18 protein-coding genes are annotated in these 22,420 nt (G+C 68.3%); 4 read left to right on the top strand and 14 right to left on the bottom strand.

Going from position 1 to position 22,420, the window contains the following annotated elements:
- Positions 1 to 22: 22 nt before the first annotated feature.
- The 9 genes from DWQ67_RS11865 to DWQ67_RS11825 all read right to left on the bottom strand — a co-directional run bounded on the left by DWQ67_RS11865 (position 23) and on the right by DWQ67_RS11825 (position 10,815).
- On the bottom strand, positions 23 to 1,657 hold the full coding sequence (locus DWQ67_RS11865) for a hypothetical protein (RefSeq protein ID WP_147433691.1): 1,635 nt from the start codon (positions 1,655 to 1,657) through the stop codon (positions 23 to 25).
- The gene (gene nadD / locus DWQ67_RS11860) at positions 1,654 to 2,271 is read right to left on the bottom strand and encodes a nicotinate-nucleotide adenylyltransferase (RefSeq protein WP_121485826.1); all 618 of its coding nucleotides are present in this window, start codon (positions 2,269 to 2,271) and stop codon (positions 1,654 to 1,656) included. The genes DWQ67_RS11865 and nadD overlap by 4 nt, the downstream gene beginning before the upstream one ends.
- 13 nt (positions 2,272 to 2,284) lie before the next feature.
- The gene (locus tag DWQ67_RS11855; protein ID WP_121485825.1) at positions 2,285 to 2,530 is read right to left on the bottom strand and encodes a hypothetical protein; all 246 of its coding nucleotides are present in this window, start codon (positions 2,528 to 2,530) and stop codon (positions 2,285 to 2,287) included.
- A gap of 87 nt (positions 2,531 to 2,617) precedes the next feature.
- Positions 2,618 to 3,940, bottom strand: coding sequence for a glutamate-5-semialdehyde dehydrogenase (locus DWQ67_RS11850; protein ID WP_121485824.1), 1,323 nt, complete (start codon positions 3,938 to 3,940; stop codon positions 2,618 to 2,620).
- 66 nt (positions 3,941 to 4,006) lie between these two features.
- Entirely contained in the window at positions 4,007 to 5,164 is a 1,158-nt protein-coding gene (gene proB, locus DWQ67_RS11845) for a glutamate 5-kinase (RefSeq protein WP_121485823.1), read from the bottom strand.
- Positions 5,161 to 6,732, bottom strand: a complete 1,572-nt coding sequence (gene obgE / locus DWQ67_RS11840; protein ID WP_121485822.1) for a GTPase ObgE — start codon at positions 6,730 to 6,732, stop codon at positions 5,161 to 5,163. The genes proB and obgE overlap by 4 nt, the downstream gene beginning before the upstream one ends.
- 132 nt (positions 6,733 to 6,864) lie before the next feature.
- Positions 6,865 to 7,116 (bottom strand): 50S ribosomal protein L27, encoded by a 252-nt coding sequence (gene rpmA, locus DWQ67_RS11835; protein WP_119425666.1) that lies wholly within the window; start codon positions 7,114 to 7,116, stop codon positions 6,865 to 6,867.
- Positions 7,117 to 7,154: 38 nt separating this feature from the next.
- Complete coding sequence (rplU, locus tag DWQ67_RS11830) at positions 7,155 to 7,463, bottom strand: 50S ribosomal protein L21 (RefSeq protein ID WP_121485821.1); 309 nt, start codon at positions 7,461 to 7,463, stop codon at positions 7,155 to 7,157.
- A gap of 193 nt (positions 7,464 to 7,656) precedes the next feature.
- Positions 7,657 to 10,815, bottom strand: coding sequence for an Rne/Rng family ribonuclease (locus tag DWQ67_RS11825; protein ID WP_121485820.1), 3,159 nt, complete (start codon positions 10,813 to 10,815; stop codon positions 7,657 to 7,659).
- 400 nt (positions 10,816 to 11,215) lie between these two features.
- Here DWQ67_RS11825 and DWQ67_RS11820 point away from each other — a divergent pair, with 400 nt between their 5' ends.
- Positions 11,216 to 11,869 carry a vitamin K epoxide reductase family protein gene (locus DWQ67_RS11820; RefSeq protein WP_121485819.1) on the top strand — a complete coding sequence of 218 codons (654 nt, stop codon included), beginning with the start codon at positions 11,216 to 11,218 and terminating at the stop codon, positions 11,867 to 11,869.
- Positions 11,870 to 11,970: 101 nt separating this feature from the next.
- Here the strand turns inward: DWQ67_RS11820 and ndk are convergent, their stop codons facing one another.
- The 5 genes from ndk to DWQ67_RS11795 all read right to left on the bottom strand — a co-directional run bounded on the left by ndk (position 11,971) and on the right by DWQ67_RS11795 (position 18,785).
- Positions 11,971 to 12,390 (bottom strand): nucleoside-diphosphate kinase, encoded by a 420-nt coding sequence (ndk, locus tag DWQ67_RS11815; protein WP_121485818.1) that lies wholly within the window; start codon positions 12,388 to 12,390, stop codon positions 11,971 to 11,973.
- A 73-nt stretch (positions 12,391 to 12,463) separates the two neighbouring features.
- Positions 12,464 to 12,901, bottom strand: coding sequence for a DUF4233 domain-containing protein (locus tag DWQ67_RS11810; protein ID WP_121485817.1), 438 nt, complete (start codon positions 12,899 to 12,901; stop codon positions 12,464 to 12,466).
- A gap of 2 nt (positions 12,902 to 12,903) precedes the next feature.
- Positions 12,904 to 14,397 carry a bifunctional folylpolyglutamate synthase/dihydrofolate synthase gene (locus DWQ67_RS11805; protein ID WP_121485816.1) on the bottom strand — a complete coding sequence of 498 codons (1,494 nt, stop codon included), beginning with the start codon at positions 14,395 to 14,397 and terminating at the stop codon, positions 12,904 to 12,906.
- Complete coding sequence (gene ileS, locus DWQ67_RS11800) at positions 14,394 to 17,672, bottom strand: isoleucine--tRNA ligase (RefSeq protein WP_121485815.1); 3,279 nt, start codon at positions 17,670 to 17,672, stop codon at positions 14,394 to 14,396. The genes DWQ67_RS11805 and ileS overlap by 4 nt, the downstream gene beginning before the upstream one ends.
- Positions 17,673 to 17,987: 315 nt before the next feature.
- The gene (locus DWQ67_RS11795; RefSeq protein WP_121485814.1) at positions 17,988 to 18,785 is read right to left on the bottom strand and encodes an SDR family oxidoreductase; all 798 of its coding nucleotides are present in this window, start codon (positions 18,783 to 18,785) and stop codon (positions 17,988 to 17,990) included.
- Between the two features lie 55 nt (positions 18,786 to 18,840).
- Between DWQ67_RS11795 and DWQ67_RS11790 the strand changes: the two genes are divergently transcribed.
- Genes DWQ67_RS11790 through valS form a run of 3 tightly spaced genes read left to right on the top strand, consistent with a single transcriptional unit; the run spans position 18,841 to position 22,363 of the window.
- Positions 18,841 to 19,128 (top strand): hypothetical protein, encoded by a 288-nt coding sequence (locus tag DWQ67_RS11790; protein WP_121485813.1) that lies wholly within the window; start codon positions 18,841 to 18,843, stop codon positions 19,126 to 19,128.
- A gap of 4 nt (positions 19,129 to 19,132) precedes the next feature.
- Positions 19,133 to 19,702, top strand: coding sequence for a hypothetical protein (locus tag DWQ67_RS11785; RefSeq protein ID WP_121485812.1), 570 nt, complete (start codon positions 19,133 to 19,135; stop codon positions 19,700 to 19,702).
- A gap of 45 nt (positions 19,703 to 19,747) precedes the next feature.
- A complete protein-coding gene (gene valS / locus DWQ67_RS11780) occupies positions 19,748 to 22,363 on the top strand; it encodes a valine--tRNA ligase (RefSeq protein WP_121485811.1) in 2,616 nt (871 codons plus the stop codon).
- Positions 22,364 to 22,420 lie beyond the last annotated feature (57 nt).

The following is a 22,420-nucleotide window of genomic DNA, read 5'->3' as shown; positions in this document are numbered from 1 at the left end:
CTCGTTTCGATGAAGGCGGGGGTCAAAGCTTAATGGCGATCACCACGGCGGCAAGCGCCACGATGACCGAACAAATGACGACGGTCAGGCCAACTCGCGCGCGCTGCACGCCGGAGACCTTGTATTCAAGGGGGTCCAAGCCGTGGGCCTGGCGCGCTCCAAGCGGCTTGGCCTCCCCCTGCTCGGCGTTGAGCGGCAGGGCGTCTTGCGACGCAGCCTTGGGCATGACCAAGGAGATTTCCTGGGTCACCGGGGCAATCAGGCCCGTGTTCTCCAGGCGCTTCTGCGCCTCGCGATCCACGGTCAGGGTGCCGTCTTGGTTCTGGGGTGCGTTGGCGCGGCGCTTGCTTGGCTGGCGGCGGCTGGAGCCGCGGGACGGCGTCTCCGGCAGACCGAGCACGTCGGCGAAGGTGGGCGCCTGCTGGTCGGTGGGTTCGTCGGAATACTCCGCCGCCACCTCCTCAGGCAACACGGGCTGGGACAGCGCTTCCATGGAACGTTTGCGACTGCGCCGGCGCTCCCCGGCCGGCTCCGCGCTGGCGACGGCGTCCTGGCGTCCGGTGGACGGACGGGAGGGCTGCACCACGGGTCCGTAGGCGGAACCGATGCGCGGGCCGGGTGCGGTGACCGGGGCGACGACGGGCGGCAGCGCCGGGGGGTCAGCGACCGGGGCGTCTGGAGACCCAGCGGAGGCCGGCGACGCCGGCGAGAGCCGGGTGCCCTGCCCCAGGAGGTCATCGAACGCGGGCAACGGCGCAGAGGTGCTCGACGCCGCGGGGCGGGAGCCGCTGCGAGGCGCGGGTCGCTCGGGAGGAGCCACCACGGGAGGCCCCACGATGGGCGGTACGGAGTCCACGGGTGCTGCGTCGCGAGGCGCGGCCTCAAGTGGCGCCGCGGCGGACGGCGTGGGAGCAGCAGGCGTCGCGGCAGGAGATGCCGCGACCGGAGGTTCAACCACCGAAGGTTCAACGACCGCCGGCTCAACAACGGGCGGCTCAACAACGGGCGCCTCAACGACCGGGCGTTGCGCGGCGGGCGGCTCAACGATGCGGGGCGGCGCGACGGGCTCGGGGGCCGCCGGAGCGGGCACCGCGGGCATGGATTCGACGGCCGCCGGGGCCGGGGCCGAAGTAACGCTCGGTGCAGACGCCGCGGATGTCTCGTCGGCGGAGTCCAGGGCCAGGCGGGCCTCGGCGGCCTGGCGGCGCAGGCGCTCCTGTCGGCGCGAATGACGCGAGCTGGTGGAGTCGTCCGGCAGATCCTGTCCTGCCTCGGGGGCGGAAGGCGCGGACTCGACGTGGTTCTCAACCACGGGGGCAGGCGTCACGGGGGCCGGCGCCACCGGGGCAGCCTCCTGGGCCGGGCTCTGCTCCTGCACGCGCGGGATGAACAGCGTGCCGGTCTGCTGCGGTTCCGAGCCATCGCGGCGTCGGGTGCGGCGGGCGGCGGACTGACCGCGATGGGCGGCGTTGTCGTGCGGGTGGGCACCTGCGGCGGGGGCGTCCACCGGGCCGGAGCCCGAATGGCTGCCCGGCGTGGAGGCGCTCTCAGCCGTCGCCGGAGCATCGGGCGTCGGCTCTGGGGCCTGTACTCCCGTGCGTGCTCTCTGCCTCTCGCGCAGTTCCCTGCGGGTCAGCGGCGGCTTTCGATCAGTCATGACGATGTCACTCCCAAGGGGGTGTGTTCCCCCCGATACAGCTGGTATTTATTGATGTATTGGACCACCCCGTCCGGCACCAGATACCAGACGGGGTCCCCCGCCTCGACGCGATCGCGACAATCTGTCGACGAAATCGCCATGGCGGGCACCTCCAACAATCGCACGTCCTTCAGTCCCATGTCGCGCAATTCATGTCCCGGACGTGTCACACCCACAAAGTGTGCCAGCGAGGTGAGCTCCTCTACGTCCTTCCACGTCATGATCTGCTCCAGCGCATCGGCGCCGGTGATGAAGAACAGTTCATCCTCTGGTCGCTGCTTGCGCAGGTCCCGCAACGTGTCAATCGTGTACGTGGGACCGGAGCGCTCAATGTCCACACGGCTGACGGTGAAGCGCGGGTTGGAGGCTGTGGCGACCACGGTCATCAGGTAGCGATGCTCCGAGTTGGTGACGTGTTTACCCACGCCCTCCTTTTGCCACGGCCGGCCGGTGGGCACAAAGAGCACCTCATCCAACTCAAACCGCGCGGCCACCTCACTGGCGGCCACCAAGTGTCCGTGGTGGATGGGATCAAACGTTCCACCCATGACGCCAACGCGCCGACGCACCATGATCTAGCGGGCCTCAGTGACCGGAGTGGGATTCGATGCCCGCGGGGCCAAAGGGCCCAATCTCCTTGCTGGGATCAATCACGTCCGGGCCGGCCTCATGCTTGGTGCCGACGTTGGAGAAGGAGGCCGTGATCAGCAGGAGCAGCAAGAAGCCGAGCATCATGGATCCACCGACGATGAAACCCCACATGAGGCCGTTGCCGCCCCCATGTTCTGCGGTCTCATTGGCGACAGTCACGGCGGTTGCCAGAATGTTCATCGACGGATCTCCTCGAAAGTATTGCGGGCACGGCACAAGCGCCGAACCAAGGTTCTGCTGAGCATTCTACCCAGCCCGGCGTACCGTTCACGAACGGACGTGGCCGTCGCCCTCCACAATCCACTGCGTCGTGGTGAGTTCGGCCAGGCCCATGGGGCCCCGCGCGTGCATCTTCTGGGTGGAAATCCCCACCTCAGCACCCAGTCCCAGCTGCCCCCCGTCGGTGAAGCGCGTGGAAGCATTGACTATCACTGCGGCCGAATCCACGCCGGCGATGAAGGCGCGCTGGCTGCTGACGGAGTCCGTGATGATGGCCTCGGTATGCCCGGTGGAATAGCTGCGGATGTGTTCCAACGCGTCCTGGAGGGTGTCCACCACGCGCACGGCCATGTTCAGGTCCCCGTACTCAGTGATCCAGTCCACCTCGGTGGCAGGGACGGTCTCCACTTCGGGGACCCAAGCGGCTGAGCGCTGATCGGCGTGCAGGGTGACGCCCTCCTTGGCCAGCGCGCGCATCACCGCCGCCCCGGTCTCGGCAGCGTCCGCGTGCACCAGCAGGGTCTCCGCCGCGTTGCACACGCTGGGCCGTTGCACCTTGGCGTTGATGGCGATGGGGATGGAACGCTCAGCGCTCGCGTCCGCGTCGAGATAGAGGTGCACATTGCCCTCCCCCGTCTGCACCACGGGGACGCGGGAGTTCTGCACCACATCCTGAATCAGCCCGTGCCCGCCGCGGGGCACCAGCAGGTCGATGAGCCCCACGGCGGTCATCATGGCCCGGGCGGCCGGACGGCCCCCGTCATCCACGGTCTGCACCGCGTCCGCTGGCAGGCCGTGCAGGCTGAGCGTCTCACGGATGACGCGGATCAGTTCGGCATTGGTAGAGGCCGCGGCTGAGCCACCACGCAGCAACACCGCGTTGCCGCTCTTGAGCCCAATCCCGGCAATGTCCACGCTCACATTGGGGCGGGCCTCGTAGATGACACCCACCACGCCGAGCGGCACGCGCAGCTGTCGCAGGCGCAACCCGTTGGGCAGGTTCTGGCCGCGGATGACCTCGCCGATCGGATCCGGCAAAGCTGCCAGTTCCTCCAGGGCGTCCCGCAGGCCCTCAATCCGGCCAAGGTCAAGGCGCAGCCGGTCAAGGAGCGGCGCGGAGGTGCCACTCTCTTCCCCGCGGCGCAGGTCCTGCGCGTTGGCCGCAAGGATGCTCTCGGAGTGAGTCAGCAGCGCGGCGCCGATCGCGACCAGCGCCTCATCCTTCTGCGCGCGGGTGGCGGCCGCCAGTGCCCTGGACGCCTCACGCGCGGCACGGGCGCGGGAGTTCACCAGCTCGACGACGTCCGGTTCCGGCGCGTGCGCGGCGTCGGTCGCGGGCACGGGAACGGAGGAGGTGGTGGTTGCGCTCATGTCCCCCATGATACGAAGCCGGACGTGATCCGCGCCTCACCATGACGTACATGACCCGGGGCTGGATTAATGAGTTCCTGCGCCGACTAAGGCCAGGTCGTCAGCGTGGACCACCACGCGTTCGTAATGCGGGCCAAGCGCCGCGACCAGGTGCGCCGTTGAGCGGCCAAGCATCTCTGGCAATTCGTCGCTGGCGTAGTTCACGAGCCCGCGGGCCAGCACCCGCCCATCCAGGCCGGCAATCTCCACCGGGTCACCGTGTTCAAAGGCACCCTCCACGGCCACGATGCCCGCGGCCAGGAGCGAACGGCGCCCGGTCGCGACCGCGGTGACCGCACCGTCGTCGAGCACCAGACGGCCCCTGGTCGTTGCCAGGTGCTCCAGCCACAGCAGGCGCAGCGGCCGCCTACCGCGGCGCGCGGAGAACCAGGTGCCCACCTCCTGCGCGTCAAGAGCGGGCCCTGCGAGGGCAGCGGAGGTCACGAGGGAGGGAATCCCGGACTGGGCAGCGATGGTGGCGGCCTCCACCTTGGTGGCCATGCCGCCCGTGCCAACCCCGGCGCGCCCGGCGCTGCCAAGCAGCACGCCCTCCAGGTCTGCGGCGCCGCGCACCAGGCGCAGCGGGGTGCCGCCCGCGGAGGGCGGGCGGTCATAGACAGCGTCAATATCAGAGAGCAGGACCAGGGCATCCGCCTTGACCAGGTTTGCCACCAGGGCTGCCAGGCGGTCGTTGTCGCCAAAGCGAATCTCGTGCGTGGCGACCGCATCGTTCTCGTTCACGATCGGGACCACGCCAAGGTCAAGGAGCCGCGAGAGCGAACGGAACGCGTTGGCGTAGTGCTGGCGGCGCACCAGATCATCCGCGGTGAGCAACACCTGCGCCACGGTGCGTCCGTGGCGGGCAAAGGCCCTGGAGTAGTGCGCCACCAGGAGCCCCTGGCCCACGCCGGCCGCGGCCTGCTGGGTCGCAAGGTCGCGCGGGCGGCGGTCGAGGCCGAGCGGGCGCAGGCCTGCAGCGATGGCTCCGGAGGAGACCAGCACCACCTGCGTGCCGCGGGTGATGACGCGGTCAAGCACGCGCTCCAGCGCCTCCACCGCGTCGACGTTGAGGCCGCCGTCCACGGTGGAGAGCGAGGAGGAACCGATCTTGACCACGATCCGGCGTGCGGAGGCCAGACCCGAACGGTCCGTCACCGGAGAGGGCTGCCCCCCGCCCCTGCTCATGCGCCGGGGTCGGTTTCTACGGCAGAGCCGGAGTCACCCTCCGCCTTGACGTTCCACATGCCGGCCTTGCGCTCGTTCTCCAGCTCACCCTGGGTGGCTGCGCGGCGGTCCTTGCGGGCCTGGTACGCCTCGCGGCGGTCCGCGGTGGAGCGGCGGTTGGCCTCGGTGATGCGCATGTCCTCGCCGCGGTTACCCAGCAGCTCGGCGCCAGCGGAGACCGTGGGCTCCCAATCAAAGATCACGCCGCCGTCGCCGCCAATGACCACTGCGTCACCGGGCTTGGCACCGAGCTTGTAGAGCTCGTCCTCGATGCCGATCTTGTTGAGGCGCTCGGCCAGGTAGCCCACCGCCTCGTCGTTGCGGAAGTCCGTCTGCACAATCCAGCGCTCCGGCTTGGCACCGCGAACGCGGAAGAGCGGCAGGTTGTTGCGCTCCTCGCGGCGGATGGTGAACTCCACCTTGTCCCGGTCCACACCGCGGGGACGGTGCACGGAGACCTCCACCGCCACCTCCGGCTGGGGAAGGGCGGCGCGGGCCGCATTGACCAGCTCAGCCATCGCGAAGGAGAGCGGGCGCAGGCCCTCGTGGGAGGCCGCGGAGACCTCAAAGACGCGGTAGCCGCGCGCCTCAAGGGCGGGGCGGACCATCTCAGCCATGTCGCGGCCGTCCGGGACGTCCACCTTGTTCAGGGCGACCAGGCGGGGGCGCTCGTTCAGCGGGACGGCGTGGCCGTCCGCGCCGGCGAAGCTCGCATCCACCAGGTACTTATCCAGCTCAGCCTCGATCACCTCAAGGTCTGCCACCGGATCGCGGTCAGTCTCCAGCGCGGCCGTGTCCAGCACGTGCACCAGCGCGGCGCAGCGCTCCACGTGGCGCAGGAATTCCAGGCCAAGGCCCTTGCCGTCCGCGGCACCCTCGATCAGACCGGGCACGTCCGCGACGGTGTAGCGGGTCTCCCCCGCCTCCACCACACCGAGGTGGGGCGTCAGGGTCGTGAAGGGGTAATCGGCAATCTTGGGCCGGGCAGCGGAGAGCGCGGCAATCAGCGAGGACTTACCGGCGGACGGGTAACCCACCAGCGCCACGTCTGCCACCGACTTGAGCTCCAACACCAGGTTGGATTCCTCGCCAGGCACACCCAAGAGGGCAAAGCCGGGGGCCTTGCGCTTCTGCGAGGCAAGCGCGGCGTTGCCGAGACCGCCTGGGCCACCGGCAGCGGCGATGAATTCCTGACCGGGGGTGACCAGGTCGGCAACGATGTCCCCGGCCTTGTTCTTGACCACGGTGCCGACGGGCACGGGCAGGAGCAGGGTCTCGCCGTTCTTGCCGTGGCGGAAGTCGCCCTTGCCAGGCTCGCCGTTGCCGGCGCGCTGGTGGGGGGCGTGGTGATAGGAGAGCAGCGTGGTGGCCTGCACGTCGGCGCGCAGGATGATGTCCCCTCCGTTGCCACCGTTGGCGCCGTCCGGGCCGCCAAGCGGCTTGAACTTCTCACGGTGCACGGAGACACAACCGTGCCCGCCATTGCCACCGGTCAGGTGCAGGGTCACACGGTCGACGAAGGCCGCCACGGTTCACTCCTAGTAAATCGGTTGTGGGCCGGGGCAAGCAGATTGCTCGCACCGGTCAAAACTCGTGCTAAAGACGCAAACGGAGGGCGGGCACACGGCCCACCCTCCGTTCAACGACCAGCTGTCGGAAAATTACTCTCCGACGATGTTGACCACGCGGCGACCGCGGGCCGTGCCGAACTCCACCGCACCGGCGGAGAGGGCGAACAGCGTGTCATCCTTACCGCGGCCGACGTTGGCGCCCGGGTGGAAGTGCGTGCCGCGCTGGCGGACGATGATCTCGCCGGCCTTGACGACCTGGCCACCGAAGCGCTTAACACCCAGGTACTGGGCGTTGGAGTCGCGGCCGTTTCGAGTAGAGCTTGCGCCCTTCTTATGTGCCATGGTTCTTACCTACCTTCGAAGCGTTGGGGGTAACCGGATCAGACGATCGAGGTGATCTCGACCTTGGTCAGCGCGGCGCGGAAACCCTGGCGCTTCTTGTAGCCGGTCTTGTTCTTGTACTTCTGAATGACAATCTTCTTGCCACGCAGGTTTTCGAGGATCTTGGCCTCAACCTTCACGCCGGACAGAGCCTTGGCGTCGGAGGTCACCTTGTCGCCATCGACCAGCAGCACCGCGGGGAGGTCGATGGAAGCGCCGACCTTCTCGTGGACGCGGTCGAGGGTGACGATGTCGCCCACGGCAACCTTCTCCTGGCGCCCACCAGCGCGAACAATCGCGTACACCACTAGGTACTCACTTCTCTCGATTTTGACAATAGAATCCACTGCGACACGGGGCCGAGCGGGGAAAGCATGCGGGACATGGCGGTCACGAACCAGAACGGTTCAACCGTGCAACACGCACCGAAGATCAAGTTTACGGTAGCCGCGGGCGCCGGAGCAAATGAGGCTCGCCCCGGCGCGTCGCGAGTGAGCAGCCTCACAGCTCGGAGGCGGGAACTCCAACACCCAACATGATGGGCTCAGCGCTGCTGACGGGCGACTGCGGGGCCTTGGCCACGGCGGCCGAGTTCAGCGTCTTCCCCTCCGCCTCGCCTGCGCGCACCGACTCGGTGGCGCTGGAACCCTGGGCGGATGCAGCTGCCCGACGGCGCCTGCGGGGGGCCTGCGCGTTGGCTGCGGCACCTGCGGTGGCCGCCGTCTGCGCGGTGGCCGCATCGGCACGCTCGGCGCGCTCCACGCCCGAGAGGGAACGAGCCACGCCACTGACGGGCTCGGCAACCGCAGGCTTGACGGCCTCAGGCTGCGTAGCGACCGGAGCAACAACGGCGGGCGCGGCAGCGTCGTCGTTCTCCATCTCGGTGCCGTCCTCATTGAGGCGACCACCGCGTCCGCGACGTCCGCGACGGCGGCGGCGACGCGGCCGCCCGTCGTCCTCGGCGTCGTCGAGCCCATGACCCTCCGAGTCGCCGACGGCAACCGGCTCGCCCTGCTGCTTGGACTCCGAGTGCGCCGCGTCACCCTGCTCCCCCGCGTGGCCGGAGGCCGCCGCGATGGTGGCCAAGGCGGCACGGGCGCGCTGGGCGCGCTCCGCCTCCTCAGCCGTCTGCACAGGCTTCTCAGCCTGCTTCTCTGCGGGCTGAGCCTCCTGTGCCGTCTCCTCGGCGGAACCGTTGCGGCTCTTGCGGCGCTCGGACCGCGTGGGGCGCTCTGACGGCGTGTGCACGTGCTGGGGGCTCTTGCGTCCCTCCACGGGCTCGTCAGCGATCACCACACCGCGACCGTCGCAGTGATCACAGGGCTCGGAGAAGACCTCAAGCAGACCGGTACCGATCTTCTTGCGCGTCATCTGCACCAGGCCAAGGCTCGTGACCTCTGCCACCTGATGCTTGGTACGGTCCCGGCCAAGGCACTCCACCAGGCGGCGCAGGACCAGGTCGCGGTTGGACTCCATGACCATGTCAATGAAGTCCACCACGATGATGCCGCCCATGTCCCGCAGGCGCATCTGGCGCACAATCTCCTCTGCGGCCTCCAGGTTGTTCTTGGTGACCGTCTCCTCCAGGTTGCCGCCAGAGCCAACAAACTTGCCCGTATTGACGTCAATGACGGTCATGGCCTCGGTGCGGTCAATGACAAGCGAGCCGCCGGAGGGCAGGTTGACCTTGCGATCTAGCGCCTTGCGGATCTGCTCATCCAGGCGCAAGGACGCAAACACGTCCTCGTCGCCGGCCCACTTCTCCAGGCGGCCAAGCAGGTCCGGAGCCACGTAGGTCACATAGGCCTCGATGGTGTCCCAGGCGCTCTCGCCCTGGACCACGAGCTTGGAGAAGTCCTCGTTGAACACGTCGCGGACGACCTTGATCATGAGGTCCGGCTCCGAGTAGAGCAGCTCCGGCGCACGCGTCTTGGTGGACGTGGCGGCGGAAGAGATGCCCTCCCACTGCGCGCGCAGGCGGTTGATGTCGTTCATCAACTCCTGCTCCGAGGCCCCCTCGGCGGCGGTGCGCACAATCACGCCCGCCTTGTCAGGCAGGTGCTCCTTCAGGATCTTCTTGAGACGGTTGCGCTCCACGTCCGGCAGCTTGCGGGAGATACCCGTCATGGAGCCGGCCGGAACGTAGACCAGGTAGCGGCCCGGGAGCGAGATCTGGCTCGTGAGGCGGGCACCCTTGTGGCCCACCGGGTCCTTGCTGACCTGGACCAACACCGAGTCGCCGGACTTCAGCGCAAACTCAATGCGGCGAGGCTTGCCATCCAGCTTGGCAGCATCCCAGTCCACCTCACCGGCGTACAGCACGGCGTTGCGCCCGCGGCCAATGTCGATGAACGCAGCTTCCATGGACGGGAGCACGTTCTGCACCTTGCCCACGTAGACGTTGCCAATCAGGGAGTCCTGCGTGGTGTGGGAGACAAAGTGCTCCGAGAGCACGCCGTCCTCCAGCACACCGATCTGAATGCGCTGATCGTTCTGGCGCACCACCATCTGACGATCCACGGACTCGCGGCGCGCCAGGAACTCGGCCTCGGTGATGCCGTGGCGACGGCGGCCGGACTCGCGGGAGTCGCGGCGGCGCTGGCGCTTGGCCTCCAGGCGGGTGGAGCCCTTAATGGACACCACATGGTCGATGGGGGCCTCGGCGGCGGCTGCCCTGGGGGCGCGCACGCGGGTCACGGTGCCGGCGGGGTCTCCGTCGTCACCGCCCTCGATCTCCATGTCCTCGGTGCCGCGGCGACGACGGCGACGACGCCGGGTGCCCTCCTCCGCCTGCTCCTGCTCCGGGCGGGACGCGGCCGGGCGCTCCACGGCCGCCAGGTCCGGCTCCTGGAAGAGCAAGCCAAAGGAATCGGTGGGGATGTCGAACGGCGAGGCGGGCGCCGCCTCGGCGGTCGCGACCTCGGGCTCGTCGGCCGCCTCCGGCTCAACTGCTGCCTCCGGGGCCGTTGCCTCAGACTCCGGCACAGACTCCGTCACGGCGTCGGTCTTCTTGCTCCGGCGGCGGGCCGGGGCCTTCTTGGCCGGTGTCTTCTCAGCAGGGGCCTCGTCGACGCTCGGCTCCGACTCGGCGGGGGCCCCCGCGGCGGTCTCTGCGGCGGTCTCTGCGGCCGGCGTTGCCTCGTCGCTCACCTGGGCGGCGGCGGTCTTCTTGCTGGCTGCCCTGCGGCGGGTGGCCGGCTTCTTCGTCGGCGCCGGCTCCTGCACTGGATCCTTCGCGGGCTCCGCCTCGGCTACTGCGGCCTCCGTGGTGGCGGCGGTGGGCTCCGCGGACTCTGCGGTCTTCTTGCTTGCTGCCCTGCGGCGGGTGGCCGGCTTCTTCGCCGCTGCGGCGTCGTTCGTGGCCGCCGAGGCGGACTCCGTCGGCTCCGCTGCGGGCTCTGTCGCGGGCTCTGCCGGCTTCTTGGCGGCCGCACGCTTGCGCGTGGCCGGCTTCTTCGCGGGCTTCGACTCGGTCTCCTGCGCCTGCTCGGCGACGGCTCCGGATTCGTCAGCCGTGGCGGCGTCCGCTCCTGCGGGGGCCGCGGCCTTCTTGGTGGTTGCCCGCTTGCGGGCCGGCGCCTGACGCGCGGTCGCCGCCTTGGCGGGCTGATCTGCTGCCACGTTCGTTTCTGATGCGGTGGGCTGTGTTGGCTCTGCCATGTTGCTGACTCCTGCACCGGTAGAGCCCCCACAGTGGGCCCCGCCAGCGCGGCTCATCGGTACGCTCCGGCGCCTGTTGCGCCTCTCGCGACCCGGAAGTCGATTTGATACCGGGCGCTGTCACCGCGCCGGCCACCAGTGGCCGCTCGTCCGTCCCGCCAGTATCGGCGGCGACCCATGTGGGGCCGAGCCCGGATGGCACATTCCGCGAACTTCCGCGGGGCCACACACTCCGGACGGGGACAAGGTCCTCCTGGTGGGATGAAGCCGAGCTGTGGACACCGGCTCACCCGTCGCCATTGTCGCACATCTGCCTGATCCGGCGGTGGAGACGGACTAGGGTGGACTTCGACAACGTGTCGAACGCGCCCCACCCGGCGCATACAGGGAGGCCACCGCCGTGTCCGACAGCACCATCACCGCCGTCTCCGGGCGGGTTGCCCCGTCCGCTCCCGACGCAAAGGACCTGCCATGGTGGGCACGCCGCGCGGGCTTCGGGTGGATCACTGTCATCACCGGACTGGCCAGCCTCATCGCCGCCGGCGTGCTCGTTGCCGAGCGCGTGCAGTTGTACCTGAACGCTGACGCGGTGGCGAGCTGCGACTGGGGCGGGGCCTTCTCCTGCACCTCCGTGATGCTCTCCGATCAGGCGCAAGCCTTTGGCTTCCCCAACCCCTTCATGGGCCTGGTGGGCTTTGGCATCCTCGTGGTGATCGGCGTGAGCGTGCTCAGCGGCGCGTCCATGCCCCGCTGGTACTGGGTCTGCTTCCAGCTCGGAGTGGCGGCGGCCTTCGGGTTCCTCATCTGGCTCTACAGCGTGGCCCTCTTTGAGATCCGCGCCCTGTGCATCTACTGCATGGTCTGCTGGCTCATGATCACGGTCCTGTTCTTCATCTCCTTGGCGCGCAACATCCTCACGGGTGTGTTTGCGGCGCCGCGCTGGCTGCAGGGCTGGGCCAGTGGCTGGGCCTGGATCACCGCCTTTGTGCTGCTCCTGGCCTGCGCCGGGTCCATCATCATCAACTTCATGGGCCTGCTCTTCCCGGCCTCCTGAGCCTCCCGGCGCTGCACCTGACACGCCCGGCACAGCAAAGGACGCCCCTCGGATAAACCGAGGGGCGTCCTTTGCTGTCTCAGATCAGGCGTCGGACCAGATCAGGCGCCGAACCAGATGCCCATCTCGCGCTCAGCGGACTCCGAGGAGTCGGAGCCGTGCACCAGGTTTTGCTGCACCTTCAGGCCCCAGTCGCGGCCCAGGTCACCGCGGATGGTGCCGGGGGCGGCTGCGGTGGGCTCGGTGGTGCCCGCCAGCGAGCGGAAGCCCTCGATCACGCGGTTGCCCTCAAGCACAGCTGCGACCACGGGGCCGGACATCATGAACTCCACCAGCGGTTCGTAGAAGGGCTTGCCCTCGTGTTCGGCGTAGTGCTGCTCAAGGATCTGACGCGTCGGTGTGAGCATCTTCAGCTCCACCACGTCGTAGCCCTTGGTCTCGATGCGGGAGAGGATCTCTCCGACGAGGTGGCGCTTGACGCCGTCCGGCTTGACCAGGACCAGGGTCCGTTCGGTGCTCATACTGATGTCTCCTTGACGTGCAGGGGAAGTTTCTCGGTTCCCATCCTAGCGGCGGTGAAGGGCTGGGCGCGGTTCACCCCTCGGGGTGCTCCGCCTCCCACTGCGCCTGCTCCTCTGCGCGGGCCGCGTTCTCCAGATCAATCTTGGTTCCCTGCCACATGGCGTAGGCCCAGGAGAGCAAGAAGAGCGCACCCACCACAAACATCATGGGCTCAAAGAGGCCCATGAGAATCAGGACCACCTGCAGCACCCAACCCAGCGCCGTGCCCCAGCGCTTGCCCACCACGGCGCATGTGAGCACCAGTGCGATGGCGACCACGATGCCCATGATCAGGAACGGCACCCCGCCGCCCTCTACACGGCCGCGCAGGCCAAACATGGCCAGCCCGGCAAAGAGCACCGCGAGCGCCTCCAGCGTCAGGATTACCGAGGCAAACATGACTCGGGTGCTCCGGCGCTTTTTGGGCATGCCCGGACGCCAGGCCAGCTGCGACTTGGTCATCTTGGCCATGTTCAGTCCTCGTCCTCTTCGTCAAAGTCCTCTGCGTCGAGGCCGTCCAGCTCCAGGTCCTCCAGCGCAAAGCCATCCATGGCCACCGGCGCGGGAGACACCATGCGCGGGCCGCCGTCGGCGTCCGCGCCCAACAGGGTGCGGGCCTCCCCCACCAGGGTGATGGATCCGGTGACGAGCACGCCGCCTCCGCCCAGCTCCTCCGACTCGTCCGCCCGGGCCGCGGCCCAGTCCAGCGCGTCGTCCAGCTTCTCCGTCACGAAGAGATCGGATTCCTCAAAACCCGCCTCGATGGCCAGTGCGGCCAGCTCACCGGCGGGGATGGCGCGCGCAGAGGCCGACTGGGTGATGGCCACGTCGCTGACCAGCTCGCCGTACTGCTCCCGCAGCTCCAGGAGCATGCCAGCGGCGTCCTTCTCCTGCAGAATCCCCAGCACCAAGACCAACTTGGTGAAGCCGAAGGACTCCTTGATGGCCTCAGCCGAGGCCCGCAGCCCAGCGGGGTTGTGCCCCGCGTCCACCACCATGGTGGGTGAGCTGCGCACCATCTCCAGGCGCCCAGGGGAGCTGACTGCAGCGAACCCGGCCTGGACCAGTTCCTGGTTCAGCTCCCGTGTGCCGCCGCCGATGAAGGCCTCCACCGCAGCGAGCGCCGTGGCAGCATTCTGGGCCTGGTGCTGACCAAAGAGCGGCAGGGTGATCTCCGGGTAGCGCCCGGCGATGCCCTGCAGGTTGATGATCTGCCCGCCGACCGCGAGGGTGCGGGACTCCACGCCAAACTCCACGCCCTCAAAGCGCCATTCAGCCCCCACCTCGCGGGCACGCTCTAGCAGCACCTGCGCGGCCTCCGGCTCCTGCGCGGCGGAGATGAGGATGCCGCCGGGCTTGATGATCCCGGCCTTCTCCTCGGCAATCTCCCCGACGGTGTCTCCTAAGAGATCGGTGTGGTCCAGGCTGATCGGCGTGACCACGCTGACCTGCCCCTTGGCCACGTTGGTGGCGTCCCAGGTGCCGCCCAGGCCCACCTCTAGCACCACCGCCTCCACCGGCTCGTCAGCGAAGATCGCAAACGCCAGCACGGTCATGGCTTCAAAGAAGGTCAGGCGGTGCTCGCCCTTGGCCTCCAGCTCGGCATCCACGATCTGCAGGAACGGCTCAATCTCATCCCAGACCCGCACAAAGGCCTCATCGGAGACGGGCGCGCCGTCAATGACGATGCGCTCGGTGACGGAGCTCAGGTGCGGGGAGGTGTAGCGACCGGTGCGGATGTCATGGGCCAGCAGCAGCGACTCGATCATGCGCGCCGAGCTGGTCTTGCCGTTGGTCCCCGTGAGGTGGATGACCGGCGCAGTGTTCTGCGGGTCACCGAGCACCTCCATGGCCCGGCGCAGCGGATCGATGCGCCGCTCCATCTTGTTCTCCGGCGCGCGGCTCAGCAAGGCTCCGTAGACGCGTTGAACGCCTGCGGGATCCGGGGTGGGCTCAAAGGCGCTCATGCCTGCACTCCCGCCGCGTCACTCGCCACGGCCTCAACGACCACGGCGGGTTCATCCAGATCCGCCACCAGCAATTCGAGTTCGCTAGAGAGCGTCTCCGCGGTGACCAGCTCGCGGTGCGTCTGCGCCGCGTCCACCACGTCCTGCCGCGCCTGCACGCTGGTGCGGATGCGATCACCCACCGTGAGGTTGGCGGCCTTGCGGGCCGACTGGATGGCGCGCACCAGGTCACGCGCGGTGCCCTCTGCCTCCAGCTCCGGCGTCAGCGCGGTATCCAGCACCACAAAACCACCGGCGGACAGCACCGCTGCCGCCCTGCCTGACCCAGCGTCGTCGACCACTGTGGTGAGGGTGTACTCCCCCTCCACCAGGTCAAGGCCGCCGGCTCTCACGGAACCGTCCTCTGCAACGGACCAGTCACCGGACTTGGAGCCCTTGATGGCCTGCTGCACCTGCTTGCCCAGGCGCGGCCCGGCCGCGCGGGCGTTGACCGTCAGCGTGCGGGAGATGCCGAAGGAGGCCTCGTCGGCGCCCTCCGCGTCCACCAGATGCACGGCCTTCAGGTTCAACTCGTCCTTGATGATGTCCGCGAAGGTCCCACTGAGCCCGGCGGCGTCCGGCACCACCACGTCCATGCTGGCCAGCGGCAAGCGCACGCGCAGCTTGGCGGCCTTGCGCAGGCTGGAACCGGTGGAGGCGATGGTGCGGGTGAGCGCCATACGCTCCACCAGGGCCGCGTCCACCGGGAAGAGCGAGTCATCCGGGTAGTCGCTCAGGTGCACGCTGCGCCCGCCGGTGAGTCCGCGCCAGATCTCCTCGGTGGCCAGCGGCAACAGAGGGGCCGCCACCCGGCACAGGGTCTCCAGCGCCGTATACAGCACGTCGAAGGCCTCGTGGTCCTCGTCAAAGAAGCGCTGGCGGGAGCGGCGCACGTACCAGTTGGTCAGCGTGTCCATGTAGGAGCGCAGGGCGTCAGTGGCGTCGGAGACCTCGTAGGAGTCCAAGGCAACGCGCACCTCCCGCACCAGGTCGCCGGTGGCCGCCAGCAGGTAGCGATCCAGCGGGTCTTTGGCGTCGTAGCGCAGTTGCGCCTCGTAGCCGCGGCCCCCGTCCGCTGAGTTGGTGTAGAGGGTGAAGAAGTACCAGACGTTCCACAGGGGAAGCAGCACCTGGCGCACGCCCTCGCGGATGCCCTCCTCGGTGACCACCAGGTTGCCGCCGCGCAGGATGGGGCTGGCCATGAGGAACCAACGCATGGCGTCGGAGCCGTCGCGATCAAGGACCTCGTTGACGTCCGGGTAGTTGCGCAGCGACTTGGACATCTTCTGACCGTCGGAACCCAACACGATGCCGTGGGAGATCACGTTCTTGAACGCGGGGCGGTCAAAAAGCGCCGTCGCCAGGATGTGCATGGTGTAGAACCAGCCGCGGGTCTGACCGATGTACTCGACGATGAAGTCCGCCGGGTTGTGGGTGTCAAACCATTCCTTGTTCTCCATGGGGTAATGCACCTGGGCGTAAGGCATGGACCCGGAGTCAAACCACACGTCAAGCACGTCCTCGACGCGGCGCAGCGTGCCGGTGCAGCCCTGCTCGGGGCACGCGGTCGTGAGCTCGTCGATGAAGGGGCGGTGCAGATCCGTCTCCCCCTCATGGTTCACGGGGAGGCGGCCAAAGCGGGCCTTGAGCTCCTCCAGGGAGCCGTGCACCTCCTCATGCTGGCACTCGGCGTCGGAGCACTGCCACACCGGGATGGGCGAGCCCCAGAAGCGATTGCGGGAGATGGACCAGTCGCGGGCGTTGGCCACCCACTTGCCAAACTGGCCGTCCTTGACGTTCTCGGGGATCCAGTTGATGCCCTGGTTCAGCTCGCCCATGCGGGCCTTGACGTCCGTGACCTGCACGTACCAGGAGGAGACGGCGCGGTAGATCAGGGGCGTGCGGCAGCGCCAGCAGTGGGGGTAGCTGTGCACGTAGCTGGCCTGGCGCAGCAGGCGCCCGTCCGCCTTGAGGTGGTTGATGAGGGCCTTATTGGCCTCAAAGACCTGTACCCCTGCCACGTCCGCCAGCACGGTGTTCTCAAAGAGCGGCAAAAAGCGTGCGCCCTCATCGACGGAGAGCACCACGGGGATCCCGTTGGCCTCGCAGACGCGCTGATCGTCCTCGCCGTAGGCGGGAGCTTGGTGCACCACGCCGGTGCCGTCCGTCGTGGAGACGTACTCGTCCACGACGATCCGCCAGGCGCCCTGCGTGCCCCACTTCTCAGCGTCGTTGAAGACGTCCCACAGCGGGGCGTAACGCAGGCCGTCAAGCTCGGTGCCGGTGTAGGTGGCCGTCACGGCCTCCTGCGCCGCGGACGCGTCGGCGTAGCCAAGGTCCTTGGCATGCGCGCCCACCAGTTCGCTCGCCAGCAGGTAGCGGGCCCCGGCTGCAACGGTGTTGCTTGCCGGCTGCTCCGGGCCACCGGGAAGGACGCTGTACTGCACGGCGGGCCCGACGGCGAGGGCAAGGTTGGTCGGCAGCGTCCAGGGGGTGGTGGTCCAGGCCAGGACGTTGACGCCGGCCAGTTCCTTAGAGAGCTCGGATTCGCCGGTCAGCAGCGGGAAGGACACGGTGACGGTGGTGTCCTGGCGGTCCTTGTAGACGTCGTCATCCATGCGCAGCTCGTGATTAGAGAGCGGCGTCTCGTCCTTCCAGCAGTACGGAAGCACGCGGAAGCCCTCGTAGGTGAGGCCCTTGCGGTGCAGCTCCGAGAAGGCCCAGAGCACCGACTCCATGAAGGAGGGGTTCAGGGTCTTGTAGTCATTCTCAAAGTCCACCCAGCGAGCCTGACGGGTGACGTAGTTCTGCCATTCGCCGGTGTACTTGAGCACGGAGGAGCGGCAGGCGGCGTTGAACTTATCGATCCCCATCTCCAGGATCTGCTTCTTATCCGTCATGCCCAGCTGCTTCATGGCCTCCAGCTCGGCCGGAAGGCCGTGCGTGTCCCAGCCGAAGCGACGCTCCACGCGGCGGCCGCGCTGGGTCTGGTAGCGCGCCACCAGGTCCTTCACGTAGCCCGTGAGCAGGTGTCCGTAGTGGGGCAGGCCGTTGGCGAAGGGTGGGCCGTCGTAGAACACAAACTCGTTCTCGCCGGCGGCACGCTGATCAATCGAGGCCTGGAAGGTGTTGTCGGCCTCCCAATAGCTCAGCACGCGTTCCTCGATCTGAGGGAAACGCGGTGAGGCGGGGGTCTGGCCGGAGGGATCGCTCGTGACGCGGGGGTAAAGGCTCATGCGCTGCTTCCTGCGTGTCCGTGACGCTCTGCTGCGCGCCACATGTTCTACGACATACAGGGACGACATCCGGCGCATGGGCGCCGGGGCCGCGGTACCACCCCGCTTGCTGCGCCGGCCCCGGGTGCGGGGCGGCGTAGCCGCTTGTGTCAGCTGTGACGGGCTGTCCCGGTCGGTTCTACTCCCCCGCGCTTGCGCCCGACGGCGTGTGGCTGGGTTTCTTCCGACGGCTCACCGGTGATGGCCGGATCAATGCCTTGTTACGCCTTTACTATACGGCAGGCGGCCACCCGCGGATAGCGCCGCGGCGGCTCGCTAGTGGCGGCGGATCACCTTGTGATTCGCGGCCTGTGCCACGGGCCGCAGCACAATCTGGTCCAGGTTCACATGTTGCGGGACGCTGACCGCGTAACGCACCACGTCCGCAACGTCCTCGGAACTGAGCGGCTCCTGCACACCCGCGTACACGGCGTCGGCCGCTTCCTGGGAACCCAGCCTGCGCAAGGCAAACTCGTCCGATCGCACCATGCCGGGCAGCACCTCCACCACACGCACGCCGTGCTCCGCCTCCTCCAGCCGCAGCGCCTGGGTCATGGCGCTCTGAGCGGCCTTTGCGGCGTTGTAGCCGCCCCCGCCCTCGTAGCTACTCAGGGCCGCGGTGCTTGTCAGGTTCAGCACGGTGCCGCCGCCCTCGGCAGCCCGGAGCAACGGAAGCAGGGCGCGGGTGAGTTGCATGGAACCCATCACATTGGCCTGGAACATCCACTCCCAGTCCTCGCTCTTGGCCTGTGCGATGCCCTGATTGCCGCGCGCGCCGCCGGCAATGTTGATGAGCGTGCTCACCCCGTGGGCAGCCGCGGCCTGGCGCATCCGCTCCACATCCGCCTCCTGGGACACGTCGCCGTCCACCCAGGCGCAGCCGGTCTCCTCCGCCAGGGCCTGCAGGCGTTCGCGCCGACGCGCCACGGCCACCACATCCCAGCCCTGCGACCGCAGCGCCCTCACCGTGGCCGCTCCGATGCCGGCGGAGGCTCCGGTGACCAGGGCCGAGCGGGCGGGTTGCGGGCGAAGGGGCTGGTTCGTTGCTGGGCGGGGGGTGGCTGCGTCAGTCATGACACCAGCCTAGGAGGTGCGGCCGCTCTTGCGATGCCCCATGAAAGAATGAGCCATGCGCGTGCCCCCTCAACCGACTGAGCCGCGCCCAGCCCACCCCTCGGATCTGGGCGCCGTCCTGGCACTCCTTGACGAGAGCATCGAGTGGTGCGTGGCGACCGGCAAGGCGCAACAGTCGCGCTCCGAACCGTTCTCCGCGGCCATGGAGCCAGAGACCTTCGTTCGCCTCCTACTCTCCTCCCGCGCTCCGCAGGCCCGCGGAGGGGGCCGCCAGCTGATGGCCTGTGCCGAGCAGCAGGCGCGCGCCGCCGGGCACACCCAGGTGCGGCCTGCCCGCCGGTGATTCGATGCTCTTGCTGACCCTCCCCGACGGCACCGTGACCCTGGGTGATCTATGGCCCGGCCCCGACGACGTCCCGCTCTGGTGCGCCGTGGTGGGCGGCAAGACCGCCCCGGACGCCATCAACAACGCTCACTACTACCACGGGCCCATCGGGCGCAGGCAGATGGACAGATTGCGGCAAGCGGGACTCTTCAACCCCACGGCCGGCCTCGGTGCCGAAGCAGCCGAGTTCCAGGATCTGCAGGCAGCGGCGGCCGGAGTGGGCTTCATGAACCTCTCCCAGGTCCCCCGCACCCACGACGACGCGGAGACGCTGACGCTCATGCGCGAGGGCAGCGCCCGGGTGGAGGCAGAGCTGAGCGCCCGCGGCGTGGAGCTGGTCATCAGCATGTGGCGCCACGGCACGCGTGAGTTGCTGGGGCGCGAGGGCCGCCCGGGGCTTCAGCCCACGCTGACCTCCTGGGGCGCGGAGGTTTTCCGCATGCCAAGTCCCTACGCCCGGGCCATCGAGGCGGCCGCCGTGATGGATGAATTGCACGATTGGCTGGAGGCCAACCGACGCCTCGCCGCCTGAGCGGGCTGGGCCATCCATCGCCTGGCTCATGGGAGAATGGGCGGCATGGCTGACAACATTCCGGGCACAGACACGCCCGCATCCCAGGTCCCTGACAAGCCCGCACTTGAGGGCCTCGAAAACAAGCTCAACACCCGCTGGCGAGCGGAGGGCACCTACTCCTTCGAGGAAAACACCACGCGCGAGCAGGTCTACTCCATCGACACGCCGCCTCCCACCGCCTCCGGTTCGCTGCACGTGGGGCACGTCTTCTCTTACACGCAGACGGACGTGATGGCGCGCTATCAGCGCATGCGCGGCAAGAACGTCTTTTACCCCATGGGCTGGGACGATAACGGGCTGCCCACCGAGCGCCGCGTGCAGAACTTCTTTGGCGTGCGCTGCGACCCCACGTACAAGTACGTGGAGGGCTACCAGCCCCCGGAGAAGCCTGCCAAGAATCAGCGCGACTGGGACGTGGTCTCGCGTCAGAACTTCATTGACCTCTGCGAGCAGCTGGCCTCTGAGGACGAAAAGGTCTTTGAGGACCTCTTCACCACGCTTGGCCTTTCCGTTGACTGGGACATCAGCTACCGCACCATTGACAACCACTCCCGTGCCACCAGCCAGCGCGCGTTCCTGCGCGACCTTGGCCAGGGCGACGCTTACCTCTCCGAGGCCCCCACCATGTGGGACGTGACCTTCCGCACCGCGGTGGCGCAGGCAGAGCTGGAGGACCGGGAGATGCCCGGCGCCTACTACCGCTACGAGTTTGTTGCCCAGGACGGGACCGCGGTCCCGATCATGACCACGCGGCCGGAGCTGCTCCCCGCGTGCGTGGCCCTGGTGGCGCACCCGGACGACGAGCGCTACCAGCCGCTCTTTGGCAAGACGGTCACCTCCCCGCTCTTTGATGTGCCGGTGCAGGTCAAGGCCCACCCGCTGGCCAAGCCGGACAAGGGCACCGGCATCGCCATGGTGTGTACCTTCGGTGACCTCACGGACGTCACCTGGTGGCGCGAGCTGCAGCTGCCCACGCGCCCCATCATGGGACGCGATGGCCGCCTGGTCGCCGAAACCCCCGAGTGGATCACCACCGCAGAGGGCGCCGCACAGTACGCCCGCGTGGCGGGCAAGACCGCCTTCTCCGCGAAGGAGGGCGTGGTGGAGATGCTGCGGGAGAACGAGCTACTCATCGGCGAGCCGGAGAAGATCAGCCACGCCGTGAACTTCTACGAGAAGGGTGACAAGCCGCTAGAGATCGTCACCTCTCGCCAGTGGTACATCAAGAACGGCGGCCGTGACGCCGAGCGTCGCGAGCAGCTGGTGGCCCGCGGCCGCGAGGTGGAATGGCACCCCGCGCACATGCGCTCGCGCTACGAGAATTGGGTCAACGGCCTCAACGGCGACTGGCTGGTCTCGCGCCAGCGCTTCTTTGGCGTGCCCATCCCCGTCTGGTACCCCCTGGACGCGGACGGCAATCCCGACTACGCCTCCCCGATCCTTCCCTCCGAGGAGCAGTTGCCGGTGGACCCCGCCGCGCAGGCCCCGACGGGTTACGAGGAGTCCCAGCGCGGCGTGGCCGGCGGCTTCATGGGAGACCCGGACGTGCTGGACACCTGGGCCACATCCTCGCTGACCCCGCAGGTCGTGGGCGATTGGGGCGTTAACCAGGAGCGCTTTGAGAAGGTCTTCCCCTTCGATCTGCGCCCCCAGGGTCACGACATCATCCGCACCTGGTTGTTCTCCACGATCGTGCGGGCCAACTCGTTGCAGGACGCCGCCCCGTGGCGTCACGCTGCCCTCTCCGGTTGGATCCTGGACCCGGACCGCAAGAAGATGTCCAAGTCCAAGGGCAACGTGGTGGTCCCCACCGACGTGCTGGAGCAGTTTGGCGCTGACGCGGTGCGGTACTGGGCGGCCTCCGCCAAGCTTGGCGCGGACACGGCCTATGAGATGGGCCAGATGAAGATTGGCCGCCGGCTGGCGATCAAGGTGCTCAATGCCTCCAAGTTCGCGCTGAACATGGGCGCCTCCGCCCAGGACGTGCTCTCCGGAGACTCCTCCGTCATCATCAACGGCCTGGACAAGTCGCTGCTGACGCGTCTGGCTGACGTGGTGGAGCAGTCCACCCGCGCGTTTGAGGACTACGACTACTCCCGGGCGCTGTCCCTGACGGAGTCCTTCTTCTGGTCCTTCACCGATGACTACGTGGAGCTGATCAAGGATCGGGCCTACGGCGGCGTCTCCCCCGAGGAGACGGCCTCGGTGCGCGCCACGCTGGCCACCACGCTTGACGCCGTGCTGCGCCTGTTGGCTCCCTTCCAGCCCTTCGCCACGGAGGAGGTCTGGAGCTGGTGGCGCACCGGCTCGGTGCACCGCGCCGAGTGGCCCACTGCCGATGCGCTGCGCGCGGGGCTCGACGACGCGGACCCGGAGGTCCTGCCGACCGTGGGTCACGCTCTGGCTGGCTTGCGCAAGGTCAAGTCTGAGGCCAAGGTGAAGCAGCGCACCGCGGTGCTTGCTGCGACCGTCACGGCCCCCGCCGTGCTGATCCAGCGCCTGCGTCAGGGTCTCAGCGACCTGCAGGCCGCCACGGCCGCGCCCACGCTGGCGCTGGTGGAGGGCGGCGAGGAGCTGCTGGTCACCGACGTTGAGCTAGAGGCCACCGAGGAGGCCTAGGCCTTCACGGCGCGAGCCCACCGAAAAACGCATGCCCCGCAACACCAATGGTGTGGC

The sequence above is a fragment of the Galactobacter caseinivorans genome (assembly GCF_003640665.1).
Classification (GTDB): domain Bacteria; phylum Actinomycetota; class Actinomycetes; order Actinomycetales; family Micrococcaceae; genus Galactobacter; species Galactobacter caseinivorans.
The sequence above is the reverse complement of the archived record's forward strand: the minus strand, read 5'-3'. Positions and strand labels throughout refer to the sequence as shown.

Coding starts and splice junctions, on each gene's coding strand:
- DWQ67_RS11855 (WP_121485825.1), bottom strand. CDS start 2,530: ATGAACATTCTGGCAACCGCCGTGACTGTCGCCAATGAGACCGCAGAA.
- ndk (WP_121485818.1), bottom strand. CDS start 12,390: ATGAGCACCGAACGGACCCTGGTCCTGGTCAAGCCGGACGGCGTCAAG.
- DWQ67_RS11785 (WP_121485812.1), top strand. CDS start 19,133: ATGCTCTTGCTGACCCTCCCCGACGGCACCGTGACCCTGGGTGATCTA.
- DWQ67_RS11825 (WP_121485820.1), bottom strand. CDS start 10,815: ATGGCAGAGCCAACACAGCCCACCGCATCAGAAACGAACGTGGCAGCA.
- rpmA (WP_119425666.1), bottom strand. CDS start 7,116: ATGGCACATAAGAAGGGCGCAAGCTCTACTCGAAACGGCCGCGACTCC.
- proB (WP_121485823.1), bottom strand. CDS start 5,164: ATGAGCAGGGGCGGGGGGCAGCCCTCTCCGGTGACGGACCGTTCGGGT.
- DWQ67_RS11790 (WP_121485813.1), top strand. CDS start 18,841: ATGCGCGTGCCCCCTCAACCGACTGAGCCGCGCCCAGCCCACCCCTCG.
- DWQ67_RS11805 (WP_121485816.1), bottom strand. CDS start 14,397: ATGAGCGCCTTTGAGCCCACCCCGGATCCCGCAGGCGTTCAACGCGTC.
- DWQ67_RS11850 (WP_121485824.1), bottom strand. CDS start 3,940: ATGAGCGCAACCACCACCTCCTCCGTTCCCGTGCCCGCGACCGACGCC.
- valS (WP_121485811.1), top strand. CDS start 19,748: ATGGCTGACAACATTCCGGGCACAGACACGCCCGCATCCCAGGTCCCT.
- ileS (WP_121485815.1), bottom strand. CDS start 17,672: ATGAGCCTTTACCCCCGCGTCACGAGCGATCCCTCCGGCCAGACCCCC.
- DWQ67_RS11865 (WP_147433691.1), bottom strand. CDS start 1,657: ATGACTGATCGAAAGCCGCCGCTGACCCGCAGGGAACTGCGCGAGAGG.
- DWQ67_RS11795 (WP_121485814.1), bottom strand. CDS start 18,785: ATGACTGACGCAGCCACCCCCCGCCCAGCAACGAACCAGCCCCTTCGC.
- DWQ67_RS11810 (WP_121485817.1), bottom strand. CDS start 12,901: ATGGCCAAGATGACCAAGTCGCAGCTGGCCTGGCGTCCGGGCATGCCC.
- nadD (WP_121485826.1), bottom strand. CDS start 2,271: ATGGTGCGTCGGCGCGTTGGCGTCATGGGTGGAACGTTTGATCCCATC.